Here is a 16,534-nt window from a genome sequence, read left to right on the forward strand (position 1 = left end):
TCAGGCTTGTGCCGCTTCGTTCCCATATGTCCGTCCTCGTCCTGGCTCGAAAGCCATACCTCAAGGCGGACCACTCCTGTGGGGGACGATCAGTTTGTGCTGCGGGGACGTCGATGGACCAACGGCCTGACGTGGCAGGACATTGATCCGAATCTGGTGATCCGAAAGGCGACGACGAAAACCGGAGCATTCGCAGCTCACGACCTCAAGCTCTGCCCGTTGGTAAACGAACTCATCACGCTCATCCCCGCAGAGGCTCGGATCGGACCCGTGATCGTCGACGAGGTTGCCGGACGCCCCTACGCCGAGTCAGCGTACGGGCGTGAATGGCGTGTCGTGGCCCGGGCAGCCGGCGTGCCGGATAACGTCTGGAACATGGACGCCAGAGCTGGTGCCATCACTGAAGCCGAGGATGCCGGCGCGGACCTCGATCACATCCGGTCCGCCGCCGCCCATTCTCAGACCGCTACGACCCAACGCTACTCGCGAGGCGCACTCGGAAAATCACGCCACGTTGCCGAACTTCGGATCGCGCATCGCGCCGCGAAGAACGGATCCTGAACGACTCGGGAGATCGATGGGGAACACCATGAGGAACATGGGGAACACCTAGACCGTAATTCACGGCCAAACGGTCAACAATTTCCGATGCTTAAATGGAGCGGGCGACGGGAATCGAACCCGTATATTCAGCTTGGGAAGCTGACGTTCTACCACTGAACTACGCCCGCGGCGGCCTCCCGAGACCGGGGCCGGCTGCACCCTGGAGTGCAGGCTGGCGACCATAGCAGAGCCGTTTCGATTGTCCACGGATCGGGAAGGGGCCGCGGCGTTCCCATGCCGGCCGGTTTCGGCTAGCGTCCGCGCGCCTCGTCCCATGCGTGCCAGGCCTTATCTCCTTCTCGACAAGCCCCACATGAGCGCCGTGACGACGCAAACCGCAACCGAGCCCGCCATCGCCGCGGCCCAGGCCAACGCGAAGCCCGGCACGGCCTTACCGAAACTCGTGCTCGCCTCCGCCTCGCCGCGCCGCCTCGCCCTGCTGCAGCAGATCGGCATCGAACCGGACGCCCTTCTGCCCGCCGACGTCGACGAGACGCCGCGTAAATCGGAATCGCCGCGCGAACTCGCCCGCCGGCTGGCGCGGGCAAAGCTCGATGCCGCTGGTGAGGCGGCACGGCGCAACGACATGCTGCGCGACGCCTACCTCGTCTCCGCCGACACGGTGGTCGCGGTGGGACGGCGCGTGCTGCCCAAGGCCGAGCGGCTCGATGAGGCTGCCGACTGCCTGCGTCTGCTGTCCGGCCGGCCGCATCGCGTCTACACCGCGGTCTGCATCCTCTCGCCGAAGGGCCGGCAGCGCGAGCGTCTCGTAGAGGCGCGCGTGCGCTTCAAGCGGCTCTCCTCCCGCGAGATCGAGAGCTATCTCGGCTCGGGCGAATGGCGCGGCAAGGCGGGCGGCTACGCGATCCAGGGGCTCGCAGGAGCCTTCGTGATCAAGCTCGTCGGCTCGCAGAGTGCCGTGGTCGGCCTGCCGCTCTACGAGACCATGACTCTGCTGGAAGGCGAGGGCTTCCCGGTCCGCCGCGGCTGGGGCGCGCCGGTCTGATGGCGCAACCGCCTGCTCCCCGGCGCGAGGCGCCCCTGGTACCGTGCCCGATCTGCCGCAAGCCCGCTGCGGAGGCCTTCGCGCCGTTCTGCTCGCAGCGCTGCGCCGACGTCGACCTCGGCCGCTGGCTCGGCGAGCGCTACGTCCTTCCCGGCCAGGATGCCGATGGCGACGAAGAGCGCGACGAGGATGGCTCGCACTGAGGCGTTCGAGGGCGCTGGACACCGCCCGAGCGCTTGACTATACCGCCGCTCCAGCCGCGGGGCGCTCAGCACTCCGCCGCTCGCCCAGGTAGCTCAGTTGGTAGAGCATGCGACTGAAAATCGCAGTGTCGGCGGTTCGATTCCGTCCCTGGGCACCACTTCCCTAGACACCACCTCGAATGGACCGATCGCGGCCGCAGGCTCGCGTTGCGAAGACGGCGCGGCGCTCGCAGCGCCCCCACTCGGCGTTGCGGTCGGAACGTCGCGTTGTCGGCGCGCTCAGGCGGCGCGCGGCTGCGGGGCTGCCGTGTCGCGGCCCGTGCCAGCCGTGAAGAGTTCACGGCTCAGTTCGGCCGGCGTGCGGCTGCGGCCGCTGCCGTCGCGAACGAGGATGCCCTCCATGCCGGCGCTGGCGAGCGTCAGGGCCTGTTCCAGTGCCGCGAGCAGCGAGCCGCGCTGAAAGCTGACGTCGCGGGCGTGATGGCGCGCGGTGACGGTGAAACTCACGAAAACACCTCGAACGACGGGAGGACGAGACGATCGGCGATCCAGCATCCGTCTGTTCGAGACGGTGCCGTAATCACAAAGACTGTGCAGTCGCTCGCCTATGCCGATCCTTTGACGGCATTAGGTTGACGAATTCTGAGCAGATCCGCGTTTTGTGGCGGCGAGAATGGGGCGAGCCGCGCGGCGCTCCCGCTGAAGTCCAAACGATGCTGCCGGCGCGGCCCACCGGACCACCACCCGTTCGGAGGAACCCCATCCCAGAAAGCAGGCGTGTTTGCCTAAATATCCCGTCAGGGCATTCCTATTTGAAATGTATTATTGCTGCTTTATCCTGAATACTTATGCTTATCTTTCACAAACGTAACTGAATGTTTCATTTTTGTCACCTAAGCAATGACTCTTATTACAGCTTCAATATAGGAATGGAACTCCCCCGAACGTCATGCTTATTCTGATGATGGCGAGACGTTGACCTATCTGCATTGCGATGGGCTGCGACTCGAAACCATCAATAAAATTGGGGGAAGTGTCGTGTACAAGACCAGGTGCGTAGGGTCTCTGCGCAAGTCTCTCCTCGTGAGCATTCCGGTTTGGGCCGTCGCCGTGGCGGGCGCCCACGCCGCCTGCGCACCGGCCGTTCCCGCGAACGGTCAGACAGTGACCTGCACGGGCACCACGACGACAGGGTTCGTCGCCCCGGCCGGCGTCACCGGTCTGACGGTGAACATCCAGTTGGACGCCGCCATCACCGGTTCGTCCCAGACTGGCGGAACCGCACCGAACCTGGCCTTCTCAAATGTCCGCGTGAACGACAGCAGCATCGTCAACAATGCCGGCGCGATCTCGATCACGGCCGCGAAGAACCGCGACAATTTCGGCGTCAACCTGTACGGCAGCGGCGTCACCCTCAACAACACCGGCACGATCACCGGAGCAGCCACCGCGATCGGCAACACGCAGCGGCTCTATGGCGTGTATACGAGCGCCGACGGCGTGCCCGCGGGGACCGAATTCGACGACGTGCGCGTCGTCAACGGCGGAGCGATTGCCGTCTCTCAGGCCGGGAACGGCCGAGCCATCGGCATCTATGCCGGCGAGGACATCGACGAACTGACGATCGTCAACAACGGCACTATCTCGGCGACTCGCGCCGCGACGGCGACGGTGACGACCCAGTCGGTAGCGGGCGTCGATTCCGACGACGACGTGGATTCTGTCACGCTCCGCAACACCGGCAAGATCTCGGCCTCCGGCGCCAATACCCGCGCCGTCAACGGCCGCGCCTCGTCGTTTACGGTGATCAACAGCGGCACGATCGAGAATCTGAGCACGGCGGCCGGCTCAGCGGCGATCGCCACCTACGCCGCCAACGTCGTTCAGCCTTACAACACCTCGATCACGAACACGGCGACCGGCGTCATCAACGGCGACATCCGCAATACCGACGTCGACCAGCAGACCGCCGCGAGCACCGTGGTCAACCGCCGGAACGGCCAGCTTACGAACGACGGCGCGATCAACGGCAACCTGTTCTTCGGCCAGGGCAACCAGACCATCGCCAACAACGGCAAGATCAGCGGCAACATCACCTTCCTCGACGTCGGCCAAGCTGGTCTCGTGCCCGGATCGGTGAACGCCATCACGCTCGGCACCGACTCGGTGATCGGCGGCAATATCACCGCCCGCGGCCTCGGCTCCAACAGCCTCATCCTCACGAATGTCGCCGGCGGTGCCGGCAACGGGGGCGGCGGTGATGACGACGATGATGACGACGACGATGACGTCGTCGCGGCCGCTCCCGCCGCTGCGGCGACCGGCAACGGGCACGGCAGGCTCACCAGCAACGTCGCCGGCTTCTCGTCGCTCACGGTGACGAGTGGGATCTGGACGCTCGCCGCCGGTTCGACCCAGACCTTCTCTCAGGGCGCTGCGGTCAATGGCGGCACACTCTACGTCGACTCGACCCTGAACGCGGCGACCACGGTCGGCGAGGACGGCACGCTGGGCGGCAACGGCCGGATCAACGGCCGCGTCACGAATTTCGGCGTGGTCATGCCGGGTTCTGACGTGACTCCCTACGGCACCCTGACCATCAATGGCGCCTATCGGCAGGACGACGACGCCCGGCTCGCCGTCAATGCCAGGGCCGACGGCACCAGCGCGCGGCTGCAAGTCAATGGCACTGCGGCGCTGGCCGGCGAACTCCAACTCGTGGCCGCCGCCGGCACCTACACGCCAGGCACGCGCTACACGGTGCTGAACGCGACGGGCGGCTTCAACAACAGCCGCTTCGACATCGTTACCTCGGTCGGCCTGCCGACGCTTCTCGCGCCGACCGCGACGACCGAGGGCAACACCATCGTCCTGACACTGCAGCAGCAAAGCTTCGGCCTGGTGGCGCAGACCCCGAACCAGCGCGCCGTGGCACGCGGCCTCGACGTGCTGCTCGCCGGCAATACGCCCGCGCTGACCTTCATCGACAACCAGAGCAACCGGGCGGTCGCGGGCATCCTCGACCGAGCCGCGGGCCAGGGCTACGCCTCGGTCGCCGATCCGCAATTCCGGGCCGGCCGCGCCTTCACCGATGCACTGATGGCCCGGGCCTATTCCGGCGTCTTCGAATCGGGTGCCACCGGTTTCACCCTGCCGCCGGCGACCTACGCGGCGGACCTGCCGAACCGCGGTCCGGTGCCCGAGCCCCGCTTCGTCGAGGCGAGCCGCGGTTACGGCGTCTGGGCGACCGGCTACGGCCAGACCGGCGATGTCTCCGCGAGCCCGACCACCTCGGCCCGCAGTGAGACGATCGGTGGCTTCGCCGCAGGCATCGACATGCATCCGGGCGCCGGCACGTTCCTTGGCGTGGCGGCGGGCTACGGCTCCGTCGATGTCTCGCTGAGCCAGACTGGCGAGCGGGCGCATACCGACAACGCCCAGGTCGGCCTCTACGGCGGCGTCTCCAGCGGCCCGCTCTACGCCACGGCCACCGTCGGCTATGCCAATGTCGACGGGCGGCTCAACCGGTCGCTCGGAGGGCTGCAGGCTCTGCAGCCGGGCGGTGCCCGCGGCAAGCTGACCGGCGACCAGTTCCTCTCGGCCGGCGAGGCGGGCTACCGCTACCTCTATGCCCGCGACGCCTCGATCACGCCCTTCGTGGGCTTCCAAGTCTCGAGCTTCAGCCAGGATCGAGTGGTCGAGGGCGGCGGCCTGTTCGCGCTGAACGTGGCGGCCAAGGACTTCCTCTCGGCTCGCTCCCAGATCGGCGCGCGCATCGAGCATTTCGCCGAGATCGGCGGTCATCCCGTGACCTTCGCGATCAAGGGAGCCTATGTCCACGACTTCGCCGACGTGGACCGCACGATCCAATCGAACTTCGCCTTGGTGCCGGCCGTGCCCTTCGCGGTCCAAGGACGTCGTCTCGATCGCGACCGTGCTCTGGTCGGCGCCGCAGTGGGTGCCACCTTTGCGCCGGGCTGGACCGGCTTCCTCAGCTACGATGCCGAGGTCGCCACCACCGACACGATCCAGGCGGGCCGGGCCGGAGCGCGCTACAGCTTCTGAGCCCCGATCCCGTCGGACGCCGTACCGGAAGCCCCCGGGTCGCTCGCCGACCCGGGGGCTTCGTCATGGAAGGGACAGCGGCGGCGCCACTAGGCGCGCGACCGGCGACGGGCTAGACCCGTGCGGCTTCATTCCAACGGTTCGCGGAAGGCTCGCGGTTCGCGCGAGGTTCCGCCCGAGAGCAGGGCAGGGCGATGGCGGACAAGGCAGTCCCTCATTTTCACAATCAGGACGGTGTGCCGCGGGTGCGCGTCGGTGCACGCGAGTTCATGTGCATCGGCGCATTGCCGCCCTTCGACCATCCACACGTCTTCCTCGACATGGGTCACGGCGGCGACGAGATCATCTGCCAGTATTGCTCGACGCTTTTCGTCTACGACGCGCGGCTGAAGCCGGACGGCGCCGAGCCGGCCGCCAGCATCTGGCGGGACGACGCGCCGCAATCGAGGGTCGCGGCCGAGTGAGGCAGCACGCATCGTGAGCCCGCTCTCGATCGCCGTCGTCGGGGCCGGGATCGGCGGCCTCACGGCCGCACTGGCGCTGAGCGGGGCAGGGCACTCGGTCACGCTGATCGAGCGGCGCACCGGCTTCTCGGAGGTGGGTGCTGGCCTGCAGATCTCGCCAAATGCCAGCCGCATCCTGATAGAGCTCGGGCTCGGGCCGGCCCTGCGCCGGGCTGCCAACGAGCCTCCGGGCGTGGCGATCCGAGATCTCGCCAGCGGGCGCGCGCTTGGCGGCATCGAACTCGGCCCCGCGATCCGTGAACGCCACGGCGTGCCCTACTACGTCATCCACCGGGCCGATCTACAGACACTGCTGCTCGACGCCGTGCGCGGGCGGACCGGCATCCGGCTGCTCGTCGGCCGCGAGGTCGTGTCGGTCGAGGAGACCGCCGACGGCGTCCTGCTGACACTGGAGAGCGTCGCGGGCGGGCGTGGCGACGTGATCCAAGCGGATCTCGCGATCGGTGCCGACGGCGTGCGCTCGAGCCTTCGCGCGCGGCACGACGCGCGCCCGCTGCGGGCACACCGGCAGGCGGCTTGGCGGGCGACGATCGCGCGCGAGGCGGCGCCGCCCGAATTTCGGGGCGACGAGACCGGTTTGTGGCTCGGCCACGGAAGGCACGTGGTGCACTACCCTATCGCCGCCGGGCAGCGGCTCAACGTCGTCGCAGTGGTTCCAGAGCGCGAGGGCGACGACGATTGGGGGCGCCTCGGCGATCCGGCCGTGCTGCGCGACCATTTCCGGAACGCCGCGGAACCGTTGGGCTCATTGCTCGCCGTTCCCGACACATGGATGGTTTGGTCGCTGGTCGACCGTCCGGCGGCGGGGCCGATGGCCAAGGGCCGCGTGGCACTGATCGGCGACGCCGCCCATCCGGTGTTGCCGTTCCTGGCGCAGGGAGCCGCCATGGCGATCGAGGACGCAGCCGTGCTCACGCACAGCCTCGGCGCCCACGCGCAGGTGCCCGATGCCCTCGACGCCTACGCAGAGGCGCGCGGCGACCGGGTGCGCAGGGTCTGGAAGGCAGCGAGGTCCAACGGCCGCGCCTACCACGCGGGCCCGCTGGTCGGGCTCGCCCGCAACGCGGTGATGCGCCGCCTTGGGCCGGCCGGGATGAGCCGGCGCTATGACTGGCTCTACGGCTGGACACCGGACACGGCCTGAGCCGTCCCGGCTTGATCTGGCGCCGGGCCGCCGTTACCGCTCGTCCCATGCGGACGTGGCGGAACCGGTAGACGCACGAGACTTAAAATCTTGCGGCCGCAAGGCCGTGCGGGTTCGAGTCCCGCCGTCCGCACCACGTTGTCTACCGACGCTTCGAAATCATATAAATCTAGCTGACACAGCGGGTTACGGTCGCCCTTGAACTACAAATGGCCGTTCCTATGACCTCGCTTACTCGCGCCACCAACGGTGATTGGTTCGCCCGCAAGGGGATCCCGAAGGACGTACGGGCTGCCTACAGGCTGGCCTTCGGAATATCCCAGAAGGAAAGATTTCGACGCCCCGGCTCACTTCCGATGGGAGTGGCGAAGGCCGAGTTGCGCGAATGGGACGCCTTAGCCAGGGATCGGTCGGCGCATCAATCTCGTTTCCCTCTTTCGTGGGAGCTGAGGAGAGAGCCATGTCGGATCACGTCTACAAGGTCGTCGAGCTGGTCGGTTCGTCTCCCAACTCAATTGAGGACGCCATTCAGGGAGCGGTCGGCCGCGCCAGCCAGACCATCCGTAACCTCCGGTGGTTCGAGGTGCTCGAAACGCGGGGCCATATCGAGGATGGGAGGGTCCACCACTACCAAGTGACCCTCAAGGTCGGGTTCACGATGGAAGGGAGCTGAGGCTCTCGCCTGCCCATGAGCGCATCCACCTACCTGCCCCTGCTGGCCTTCCTGGCGCCCATCCCGCCGGTGCGGCCGGAGCCTCCGCGGTCACCTCCAGGATGGATTCCGGGGTTCCTGATGGCCGCGGTGGTCTTCATTATGGTGGCACCAATGATCGCGATCTGGAGCTTCCATAGGCCGCAGAGCACTGTCAGGGCCGACTGTGCCGCGGCTGGCGGCAGACTCGTCTACGCTTCGGTCTCCGGAGATGGGCCACTGAGATGCCGCTAGCCGTAGGCTGCTGGGTGTCGGTCTAGGCTAAGGCCGCGACCCATAGGCGCCATAAGGAAAAGCCCCGGCTGCGTGTGCGAACCGAGGCCTCGTGTTCAAAGTTCGGATTAGGTCAGCGGCTGCTCAGTACCCGTAGCCGTAATAGCTGCCGCAGTAGGGCGAACCATAGGCGCCGTAGCCATAATAGCCGCATCCATCGCCGTAGTAGCCGCTGAGGCCGTATCCAACGCCCAGGCCCAGCCCGGCGCCTGCCAGCCCGTAGCCTAACCCCCGGCCGTAGTAGCCGCGACCGCGACCATACCCACCTGCAAAGCCACGGCCGGCGAAACCTCTACCGGCGAAGCCAGGGCCACCGAAGCCGCGTCCTCCCCCGAAACCACGCCCGCCTCCGAAGCCGCCGCCCCCACCATGGAAGCCGCCACCACCTCCGAAGCCGCGAGCGTCGGCAGAGGCTGGTAGGAAAGCCAGGGCGCCAATGAGCGCCGTTGCGGCAATCGCGATTTTCTTCATGTCATGGACTCCGTGGCCAAATCTGACCGCTGTCTGAGATGAAGGTTCAACGGGGGCGCAGACGATTTGTTCGGAGGATGAAGTGCGCAAATGCACACGTTTACGTAACGGATTGTTGCCGCAACCTTCATGTCTCAATTCGGACAGTCGAAGCCGTCACGGAGCCCCGTTGTTAGGGCCGGGTGTTGCTGGCGGCCCATCTTCCCTCATGGCCATATGCGGTCGTTGAAAACTGTCCGGCGCTACAAAGGCTGCTACAAAGCTCGCCGATCGAACCTGAGACTTGTCTTGATTTATAGGGGTCTTTTTGGGCGTTAGGGCAGGGGCGGAAGGGTCTCCCGCTGTCCGCGCCAGAGCGGCTGCCAAGTTTCCGGCCATCCGTCTGGTTTGGTGAGCCAAGGACGCCCTCGAAACACCGGATTGCGTTGCGTTTCGATCGCACAGGCCGAGACGCGGACAACGTGATCGGTTCTGGAAAATCAGAGCAAGCTTCGAGCGAAAGCCGTCGGCGCTCCTTCGCAGCCTGTTCCAGGAATCGGCGCCGCGACCTTGCGCCGGGTGCGCGAGAGGCGATGACCTGCGCGATGGATTGCGGCCGCCACGGAACGGCAGATAGGCGTAGCCGTTAACTCTGAGCTGGAGCACGTCGGCTGTTCCGGCGCGCGCTCACTCCCAGCACGTTAGGACCGCATCATGTCCGCTGCGCCCGTCACCATCATGATCGCGACCCCGAAAGGACGGCACCGCCTCGTCGGCGAGAGCGACCGCAACGTGACCCAGCCGGCCGAACAGATTCTTCGGGCGCTCGGTGCGGATGTCAGGCCGGCGATCTTCTGGGTCGAGTGCGAGGACAAGACTGTCCAATCGGTGCTGACGAGCTACCTGTCCGGAGTGAAGGCCGAGGTTCTCGCCCATTCGCGAAGGAAGGGGACCTTCCAGTCGAAGGGCGGCAGGGGCTTTTCGTAAGGCCGCCTCAGTCAAACGCTTGGTCGGCCCGAGGCTTCGGCTGTCGGCCCGCTCGGCAGTGATGCCGGGCAGGCCTTCTCAAGCGCGACCGGCTTACTGCATCGCCTTCATGATCGCCTCGCTTGAGGACACCTTGGGATTCGCCCGGCAATAGGCCTTGACCTTGGCATCGATCGCGGCGGCCTGCGGATCGGATTGAAGCATGGCCTTATCCTCGGCCGAGAGGCTGGCCTGTGCCTGCGCATCGGCCTTGAGGTAGTCGGCACAGCTCATGTCGCCGGTCTGAGCGGCGGCACCGGTCACGAGGGCGAAGCCTGCCAACACGGCGAAAACAGTCACGGAAAGCTTGGACACGGTGATCCTTGACGCCGCGCCTATGTTCGGAGCGTCCGAACTTTGATCGAGGGCAGCGTGAGGGCTTCAACCCTTACCGGCGTGCAGTCAAGCTTCCGCAGACAACGGCCAGCTGGCGGCTATCGGGCAGAGTACTCAGTGCGGATCGGCAGCACCGTGTCCGGCGAAGTGACCCGCGCCGCCAGACAGAGAGATGCTACCAGCAGGCGCGCGGAAGGCGGCGCTTCCACCGCTCACCGAGACGCAGTCGCGTGCCGTCGGGCTGAACCCGGCGCAGTGCGGGCTTCGCCGGCGTCGCCTGCGCCACCGGGCTCACGGTCGGAGCGGCAATCGGAGCGGGTTCGGGTTTGCGCTCGACGGCAGGCGCAGTGTCGATCGGCAGAGGATGCTTGCGCGGCCTGCCCCTCCGGCGTGGCCCATCCTCGAGGGTACCCTGAGGTGTGGCGCGGCGAACGCGCGGCAGCGGCGGCTCCGGCGTGAATGCGGGCTCGGGCTCGGGGACCGGAGCCTCCCAGGCGATCAAGCTCGGCAGGACGCGGCGCGGCGTGACCTCGGCCGCCGGGGCGGCTGCGGGCGCCAGCTCGGCAAACGCTGCAGGCGTTGGCGCCGCCAAGGCTTGGCGGGCCGCTTGAGGCGCTCGCGGCGCCTTGACGGGAATGGTGACGAAGCCGCTTTGGCCGCTCGACTTGGCTGCGACGGTAAACGACCGCCGCTCGCGATAGCGAGTCATGCTTTTCCTGATGTCGTTGAGATCGGTGAGCGCTGATCTGCGCGCCGAACAGCCACATGACCGTTCAAGGACATTTTGTCCAGAAACGGTTGCGATTGAGTTTCCATGCCGGCTGTAGGGCCGATGGTGGTGACGAAGCGCATTTCCACGATTGATCTCTTGCTAAAGACATGGCCGCCATGCCTGCCGGCGCGCGACGTCTTGAACAACGAACGATCAATGCGCCGTCCCATCCTCGGCATCCGCCATAATGTCTCGAGCGAGAGCGCGCGCGACGTGAACTACCAACGGCCTGAGCGCTTCGAGAAGAACGGGATCGCGAACTTCCTGAGCCGCGCGCCAGAGACCGATTGCATGCTCGGCCAAGCGTAGGATCGAGCTCTCGCCCGGATCTTCGCATTCCGGCTCGGGCGACCATGGGGTAGGCCGATGCGTGCTCATATCAGTCCGCCAGCGTTTCGGTGCAGCCGAGCGGTCGAGACAGGGGGCATCGCGACGAGCAGTTCGCTAAACATGGCCCACTCTGCTCACGTCAATCGATCTCAGCAAGATACAGCCAACGTATCGGCGGCATTTCTATCTTTTGATAAAACATCTTTCCATTTTCGTCGATCACTAAGCCGCTGAGCGGCTGCTGTCTTTTGGTGATGATGCCGATTTGCCGCAGTTATACGAGCAAGGCGTCGGAAAAACATCTATAAAATTCGAAATTATTGACTTCAATGATTTTATTAAAAATATATATCTGCGAAAGCTTCAAAATCAAGCACACAAAAATACAATTATGTATCGCTCCAACAATAAAAAGGCGAAAGAAGTATCGTTAAATCAAAATCTTATGGTGACTGTTACGCAGCGATAGTAGTCCGATCTGCGGTTCGCTGTGCCGACATCGACCAATAGGGGCCACGGTCGAGCGATCGGAAGCGCTTACGACACGCGCCGCGTCCAGGCAGATCGCTCCCTCAGCGCGCTCCTACGGCTCGTTTCGTTCCGTCGGGACATCGTCGGCGAGTGCCATGACGAGGCGCCGCAACTGAGCTTTGCTCGCACTCTCCGGCAAGCGGTCGAAGGCTTGGGCAAGGGAGATCGCGGCCCTCGACAGAGAGGGCAGGCCCGGCACGTCGTCCGTCGAACCGAGCAACTCGGCATGGCCGATCCCGAGCAGCCGGGCGATCTCCACGATCTTGCCGGCCGAGATGCGATTGAGGCCCTTCTCGTATTTCTGGACCTGCTGGAAGGTGACGCCGATCGCGGTTGCGAGCGTCGTCTGCGAGATGCCCGCGAGCTTCCGGGCCGCTGTAATCCGCTCGCCGATCAACCGGTCGGTTTCGGTGACCTGCTTCATGGCTCTGCGATCCTGGGCCACCCACTCATCCACGTCTCGTCCGGACTCTCAAGTTTCCGTGAGCAGGTCTTTTTTGGATTTCCGGCCGACCTGTTGTCAAGCCATCTCCGCCGACGACTGAAAAACCTCAGTCGATCTCCCACAAACGGCGCCCGCCGCAGGATTTCGCCCGATCAGACCATGATGACCCGTCCAGCGCGACATCTGCAAGGTCTTGCAGCGGCAAAATCGGGCTAGCCCGTATCTGCGTGGTCCAGCCGCGGTGGCCGAAAAAGAATCCCGCGAGCAACCGCAGAAACGGCCACGCTTCGGTTGGCGTCCCGTTCAGAAACGGTTAAGCTTCAGCTCAAGGGTCGCGAAGCGGCGGGGGAGTGGGTTGCAATGGCCTCGATCAAAATCCGCGTGGCCGAAGACGGCACCTGCACGATTTTCCGCAACGGCGATGCGGTGTCCACGGGCCTGACCCGGCCACAGGCCGAGCGCCTCGTTGCCGTGCTACGGTGGATCGAGCCCGCCTGAGGCGCACGCGTACGCTCACGGAAGCCTTTCTCGCAGCATTCCGAATCGGCGGGGCTAGCGGCATCTGGTCGCCTCAGCGGTTTCGGTAAAGGTTCGGCGGAACGCCGCGGTCTCCATGACGCTTGTTGCGATGAGCGTTCGATCGGAGACGTCCATGCCCGTATTTCAGATTCGACAAGGCGCGACTGGAGCCATCCTCTGGACAGGCTCGGCGACGAGCGAGATCCAGGCCCTCGACGCAATGGCCCACGAGGCCGGCTACTACGATCATTCGGACATCCCTGACGCGGTCAGGCAGGGCGGCCTCGCCGTCGAAACACTCTCGTTCGGCACCATGGCAACGACTGCGAATGCTGCCGGCCGAATCGAAGGCGGGCGCAGCGGACAGATCTCCGAGCGCGGCGGCTTCGCCCAGCGCCGGAACGAGCCGGTCGCTGTCCAACGCTGAGACTGCGGAGCGCTCGCCGGTCAGCGCGGAGCGGGAGCGGGGTTCGGCGCAGCCGGGGCCGGAGCCGCCGGATTTTGCGGCGCGGGCGGCATCTGCTGGGGCGCCGGAGATTGATCCTGCGACAGGGTCTGGTTCGTTTCGGTTTGGATTTTGTCAGCGGTTTGCTGGCTGATCAGCCCGTAGGACACGGCCACGGCAAGAGCGACGGCAACGAGAGCACCGATCAACGCCTTCTTGAGTTTGTCCGACATCGTCGCGCCCCCTCTCGTCTCATGCGAGAACCATGGGGAGAACGGGTCGAGCGCCATGGCGTTCCTGAAGCTTCAGCCCGGGTCAGCCCGCAGCCGAGCCAACAATAGCCGGCACGGCGCCCGGAGAAATCGAGTGAACGAGGGCGACGGGCGAGGGACGATGCCGCCTCGGCGCCGTCCCTCGTTCCAGTCGAGATCGCCCGATCGCGTCCCGGATGACCTACCAGCCCCGATAGGCATAGGGACGGTCCCAATCACGATGCCAGCGATGGGGTTCGCGTCGGTAGCCATACTCGACCGGGAACGACTGGTAGGCGGGCTCTTCGTACGCGTAGCCGCGGACGATGGGAGCGGGGCGATAGAACGCCACTGGAGCCGGACCGAAGCCGTCAGCCGGACCGGGTCGCGCATAGCCATAATCCGGGCCTGCATGGGCATCCGAGACAGCCGCACCGAGCAAGGCTCCGGCGGCGAGGCCACCGATGATGCCGGCTGCCAAAGCACCGCCTCCGCGAGCCTCCGCAGCGGACGAGGCGAGAACGCCGACGCCGATGAGCGCGGCGGCCGAGAGCACAGCGACTGTCTTCATGGCCTATCCCCTGGAACTCCGAGGAGGCCGGCATCGGATGGGATGCCCGGTCTCTCATGGCGCGGTCGATGTCTTGTGACCGCATGGGAAGAATGGCCGGTTGGGCTTGTACCGAGGCTGAAGCGGGCTGGCAGAAACCGTTCAGCTTGAGCCGCGCAAGACTCCCCAGCTCGGGAACAGGGTAGCTTTCGGCGACATTTTTTTTCATCGAAGCCGGGGACTGGAAAACCACTCTGGCGGAAGGGGGGGACAATCGGCCCGGCCCTCTAACCTCTAAAAATCAATGACTTAAAATAGATTCCCGGCTCCCCAGTGTAGCCGCTTTCAACTCGATCGAGCGGTCGCCTGCACGAACCTCAGTGAAACCGGTTGCACTGGCTTCGCTGCTGAGCAGACGATTTAAGTACGAGCCAGTTGAATACTCAAGTGTAGCAGCAATCAACGCGAAAGCGCCGGATATCTTTTGTTTTCAATTTAAAACACCCAGTTGCGCCGACAATCGGGAACCGATTTGTAACAACCGAACAGCCAGTCGGCGAACTTACACGGAGCACCAACGATTGTCTTCCAGCGCGCTGGGAACTAGCTCTTCCATTGCGCTATTCAGCGAGCAAGTCGAACTGGACGAATTCATCCGACGCATCGCTACCTTCTTGCTGGCAGAGAGGCAGATGAGGAGGTGCTGGCATCCTGGGTCGGCTCAGTGCCGCAGGGCAAGCGGCGCCGGGCTAGATGGTACCCTTGGAATCGGTGGGGCCTCAGCGAAGACAGCGCCGATTCCGAGCCAGCTCTGCTGCACCGCCTGCTTGAGCTGCGGCAGGTCGGAGCCATCGATCATCGCGAGCGGGAAGGTGTCGAGACCGAGCGAGGCGTAGACGTTGGCGCGGGCGTTCTGCACGGCCGCGTGGGCCAGATCGTACTTCACCTCGGCGATGAGCGTGTTCATCTCTTCGCGGATCAGGGTCTGCTCACTGGCGGACTCGACGGCGGCGGAGGAGCGCATCTGGCCGACGATGCGGCGCTGGACGCGGCGGAAGTCGGCGGCGGTCTGGAACTCCTTCATCGCCAGCATGTGCCGCACGCGGCTGACATGGACCTGGGTCATCACCGCCATGGTCACCGCGAGCGCGCGCTTGTCGAGCAGTGCGTCCTGCGCGTCGATCAGGCCCTGGCGTGCCGGATACTTGAAGACGTTCATCAGGTTCCAGCTGGCGCGGGCGCCCCAGCCGACCCAGTTCGAATTGTAGAGCAGCCGGTTCGAATCCGCGTTGCCGCCGACGATCAGGTTCATTCCGGGCAGGAGTTCGAGCAGGGCGGCGGTCGCCTCGCGGCCGTTGATGCGCTGGCGGTAGGCCACCTCGCGCAGCTCCGAGCGGTTTTCCAGGGCGACGCGCACGAGGTCGGGATCGGCCACGCCGAGCTTCAGGCCGGCCTCGACGCCCTCCATCTCGGCCAGCCGGAAGGGCAGGTCGGGCGGCAGGTTCATGAGCGCGGCGAGCTGGCTGCGGGCAACGAGCAGGTCGGTCTCGACCCGCTGAATCTCGCGTTTGATCTCGATCAGTTCGCGCTCGTAGGTCAGCGCCGTGATCGGCGAGGTCTGACGGTCCTTGTAGAGTTGGCGCGCATTGCCGATGGCGGCCTGGGCGCGGCCTTCGAGCTGGCGCAGGCGGCTGGCGAGACGCTCGCTCGACAGGGCGCGCCAGTATGCGGTGCGCACGTCTTCGATGATGCGGCTCACCACACGACGGCGGTTTTCTTCCGCGATCAGGACGGTGTCGGCGGCCTGCCGGGCGCGGATGTAGGACAGCCCGAAATCGAGGATGTTCCAGCTCAGCGAGAGATCCGAAAAGACGTAGTTCTTGTCCTGGCTGTAAGAGGGCTCCAGCGACTGGCGCTGGGTTAGCACCGAGATCGAGGAACTCGCCGCGTAACTGTCGCGGCCAGCATAGGCGCTGTTGGCAACGAAGTTCGGCAACATCGACGAGTTGGCGAAGCTCAGCTCCTGTGCGCGCACGGCCGTCTGCATGATCTCGACCCGCTGGTCGAGGTTGTATTTCAGGGCACGGGCGAACGCCTCGTAGAGGTCGATCCGCGGGCCGGGCAGGGGCTGGTCCGAACCGACGCGACGCAGCTTGTCGGCAGCATAGGCGCCGAGTTCGGCCTGGCCGAGCGGCTCCGGCTTGAGCGTGCAGCCGGCAACCGTCGCTGCGAGAGCCGTCGCCCCAAGAAGGGCGCAGACGACGCGACGCATCCGCCTACCGCCAGAATGACGATTCAGCACCATGAACCCGGGCATCCCGTTCGCTTCGGTCGCGTTCGGGAATCCCC

The 16,534-nt window shown here is 65.4% G+C and carries 19 protein-coding genes, 3 tRNA genes and 1 pseudogene; 13 read left to right on the top strand and 10 right to left on the bottom strand.

What is annotated here, in order from left to right; genetic code table 11:
- Window positions 1-561, top strand: a pseudogene (locus GGR33_RS11245) (hypothetical protein); the annotation flags it as partial.
- 96 nt (window positions 562-657) lie between these two features.
- Here the strand turns inward: GGR33_RS11245 and GGR33_RS11250 are convergent.
- Window positions 658-731, bottom strand: a tRNA-Gly gene (locus GGR33_RS11250).
- A 146-nt stretch (window positions 732-877) separates the two neighbouring features.
- Between GGR33_RS11250 and GGR33_RS11255 the strand changes: the two genes are divergently transcribed.
- The 3 genes from GGR33_RS11255 to GGR33_RS11265 all read left to right on the top strand — a co-directional run bounded on the left by GGR33_RS11255 (window position 878) and on the right by GGR33_RS11265 (window position 1,970).
- On the top strand, window positions 878-1,609 hold the full coding sequence (locus GGR33_RS11255; RefSeq protein WP_246413034.1) for a Maf-like protein: 732 nt from the start codon (window positions 878-880) through the stop codon (window positions 1,607-1,609).
- Window positions 1,609-1,812: a DNA gyrase inhibitor YacG gene (locus GGR33_RS11260; protein WP_183505141.1), complete on the top strand. Its 204-nt coding sequence runs from the start codon at window positions 1,609-1,611 to the stop codon at window positions 1,810-1,812. Before GGR33_RS11255 ends, GGR33_RS11260 begins: the two co-directional genes overlap by 1 nt.
- A gap of 82 nt (window positions 1,813-1,894) precedes the next feature.
- Window positions 1,895-1,970 (top strand) — tRNA-Phe (locus GGR33_RS11265).
- Between the two features lie 121 nt (window positions 1,971-2,091).
- On the opposite strand, the gene GGR33_RS11270 is transcribed toward GGR33_RS11265, so the two are convergent.
- A complete protein-coding gene (locus tag GGR33_RS11270; protein ID WP_183505143.1) occupies window positions 2,092-2,319 on the bottom strand; it encodes a hypothetical protein in 228 nt (75 codons plus the stop codon).
- A 576-nt stretch (window positions 2,320-2,895) separates the two neighbouring features.
- On the opposite strand from GGR33_RS11270, the gene GGR33_RS26405 reads away from it, so the two are divergent.
- From GGR33_RS26405 to GGR33_RS11295, 5 genes are all read left to right on the top strand, one after another.
- The gene (locus GGR33_RS26405) at window positions 2,896-5,877 is read left to right on the top strand and encodes an autotransporter outer membrane beta-barrel domain-containing protein (protein WP_183505151.1); all 2,982 of its coding nucleotides are present in this window, start codon (window positions 2,896-2,898) and stop codon (window positions 5,875-5,877) included.
- A 194-nt stretch (window positions 5,878-6,071) separates the two neighbouring features.
- Entirely contained in the window at window positions 6,072-6,341 is a 270-nt protein-coding gene (locus GGR33_RS11280) for a zinc-finger domain-containing protein (protein ID WP_183505153.1), read from the top strand.
- A 13-nt stretch (window positions 6,342-6,354) separates the two neighbouring features.
- Window positions 6,355-7,545 (top strand): FAD-dependent oxidoreductase, encoded by a 1,191-nt coding sequence (locus GGR33_RS11285; protein ID WP_183505155.1) that lies wholly within the window; start codon window positions 6,355-6,357, stop codon window positions 7,543-7,545.
- A gap of 49 nt (window positions 7,546-7,594) precedes the next feature.
- Window positions 7,595-7,681: transfer RNA gene (locus GGR33_RS11290), tRNA-Leu, on the top strand.
- Between the two features lie 324 nt (window positions 7,682-8,005).
- Window positions 8,006-8,218, top strand: a complete 213-nt coding sequence (locus tag GGR33_RS11295; RefSeq protein ID WP_183505157.1) for a dodecin — start codon at window positions 8,006-8,008, stop codon at window positions 8,216-8,218.
- A 396-nt stretch (window positions 8,219-8,614) separates the two neighbouring features.
- Here the strand turns inward: GGR33_RS11295 and GGR33_RS11300 are convergent, their stop codons facing one another.
- On the bottom strand, window positions 8,615-9,001 hold the full coding sequence (locus GGR33_RS11300; RefSeq protein WP_183505159.1) for a hypothetical protein: 387 nt from the start codon (window positions 8,999-9,001) through the stop codon (window positions 8,615-8,617).
- Window positions 9,002-9,694: 693 nt separating this feature from the next.
- Between GGR33_RS11300 and GGR33_RS11305 the strand changes: the two genes are divergently transcribed.
- Window positions 9,695-9,967, top strand: coding sequence for a hypothetical protein (locus GGR33_RS11305; RefSeq protein ID WP_183505161.1), 273 nt, complete (start codon window positions 9,695-9,697; stop codon window positions 9,965-9,967).
- A gap of 93 nt (window positions 9,968-10,060) precedes the next feature.
- Here the strand turns inward: GGR33_RS11305 and GGR33_RS11310 are convergent, their stop codons facing one another.
- The 3 genes from GGR33_RS11310 to GGR33_RS11320 all read right to left on the bottom strand — a co-directional run bounded on the left by GGR33_RS11310 (window position 10,061) and on the right by GGR33_RS11320 (window position 11,260).
- The gene (locus tag GGR33_RS11310) at window positions 10,061-10,321 is read right to left on the bottom strand and encodes a hypothetical protein (RefSeq protein ID WP_183505163.1); all 261 of its coding nucleotides are present in this window, start codon (window positions 10,319-10,321) and stop codon (window positions 10,061-10,063) included.
- A gap of 196 nt (window positions 10,322-10,517) precedes the next feature.
- Window positions 10,518-11,051 carry a dihydrolipoyllysine-residue succinyltransferase component of 2-oxoglutarate dehydrogenase complex gene (locus tag GGR33_RS11315; protein ID WP_183505166.1) on the bottom strand — a complete coding sequence of 178 codons (534 nt, stop codon included), beginning with the start codon at window positions 11,049-11,051 and terminating at the stop codon, window positions 10,518-10,520.
- Window positions 11,048-11,260 (bottom strand): hypothetical protein, encoded by a 213-nt coding sequence (locus GGR33_RS11320; RefSeq protein ID WP_183505167.1) that lies wholly within the window; start codon window positions 11,258-11,260, stop codon window positions 11,048-11,050. Before GGR33_RS11320 ends, GGR33_RS11315 begins: the two co-directional genes overlap by 4 nt.
- A 10-nt stretch (window positions 11,261-11,270) precedes the next feature.
- Between GGR33_RS11320 and GGR33_RS11325 the strand changes: the two genes are divergently transcribed.
- The gene (locus GGR33_RS11325; RefSeq protein ID WP_183505169.1) at window positions 11,271-11,423 is read left to right on the top strand and encodes a hypothetical protein; all 153 of its coding nucleotides are present in this window, start codon (window positions 11,271-11,273) and stop codon (window positions 11,421-11,423) included.
- Window positions 11,424-12,027: 604 nt separating this feature from the next.
- Here the strand turns inward: GGR33_RS11325 and GGR33_RS11330 are convergent.
- On the bottom strand, window positions 12,028-12,399 hold the full coding sequence (locus tag GGR33_RS11330) for a helix-turn-helix domain-containing protein (protein WP_183505171.1): 372 nt from the start codon (window positions 12,397-12,399) through the stop codon (window positions 12,028-12,030).
- Window positions 12,400-12,780: 381 nt separating this feature from the next.
- On the opposite strand from GGR33_RS11330, the gene GGR33_RS11335 reads away from it, so the two are divergent.
- Entirely contained in the window at window positions 12,781-12,918 is a 138-nt protein-coding gene (locus tag GGR33_RS11335) for a hypothetical protein (protein WP_183505173.1), read from the top strand.
- Between the two features lie 154 nt (window positions 12,919-13,072).
- Window positions 13,073-13,366 (top strand): hypothetical protein, encoded by a 294-nt coding sequence (locus tag GGR33_RS11340; RefSeq protein ID WP_183505175.1) that lies wholly within the window; start codon window positions 13,073-13,075, stop codon window positions 13,364-13,366.
- A gap of 20 nt (window positions 13,367-13,386) precedes the next feature.
- Here the strand turns inward: GGR33_RS11340 and GGR33_RS11345 are convergent, their stop codons facing one another.
- The 3 genes from GGR33_RS11345 to GGR33_RS11355 all read right to left on the bottom strand — a co-directional run bounded on the left by GGR33_RS11345 (window position 13,387) and on the right by GGR33_RS11355 (window position 16,457).
- Window positions 13,387-13,617 carry a hypothetical protein gene (locus tag GGR33_RS11345; protein ID WP_183505976.1) on the bottom strand — a complete coding sequence of 77 codons (231 nt, stop codon included), beginning with the start codon at window positions 13,615-13,617 and terminating at the stop codon, window positions 13,387-13,389.
- Window positions 13,618-13,837: 220 nt separating this feature from the next.
- The gene (locus GGR33_RS11350) at window positions 13,838-14,206 is read right to left on the bottom strand and encodes a hypothetical protein (RefSeq protein WP_246413036.1); all 369 of its coding nucleotides are present in this window, start codon (window positions 14,204-14,206) and stop codon (window positions 13,838-13,840) included.
- Between the two features lie 700 nt (window positions 14,207-14,906).
- Window positions 14,907-16,457, bottom strand: coding sequence for a TolC family protein (locus GGR33_RS11355; RefSeq protein WP_183505178.1), 1,551 nt, complete (start codon window positions 16,455-16,457; stop codon window positions 14,907-14,909).
- Window positions 16,458-16,534 lie beyond the last annotated feature (77 nt).

It is taken from the genome of Methylobacterium brachythecii (assembly GCF_014196345.1).
Classification (GTDB): domain Bacteria; phylum Pseudomonadota; class Alphaproteobacteria; order Rhizobiales; family Beijerinckiaceae; genus Methylobacterium; species Methylobacterium brachythecii.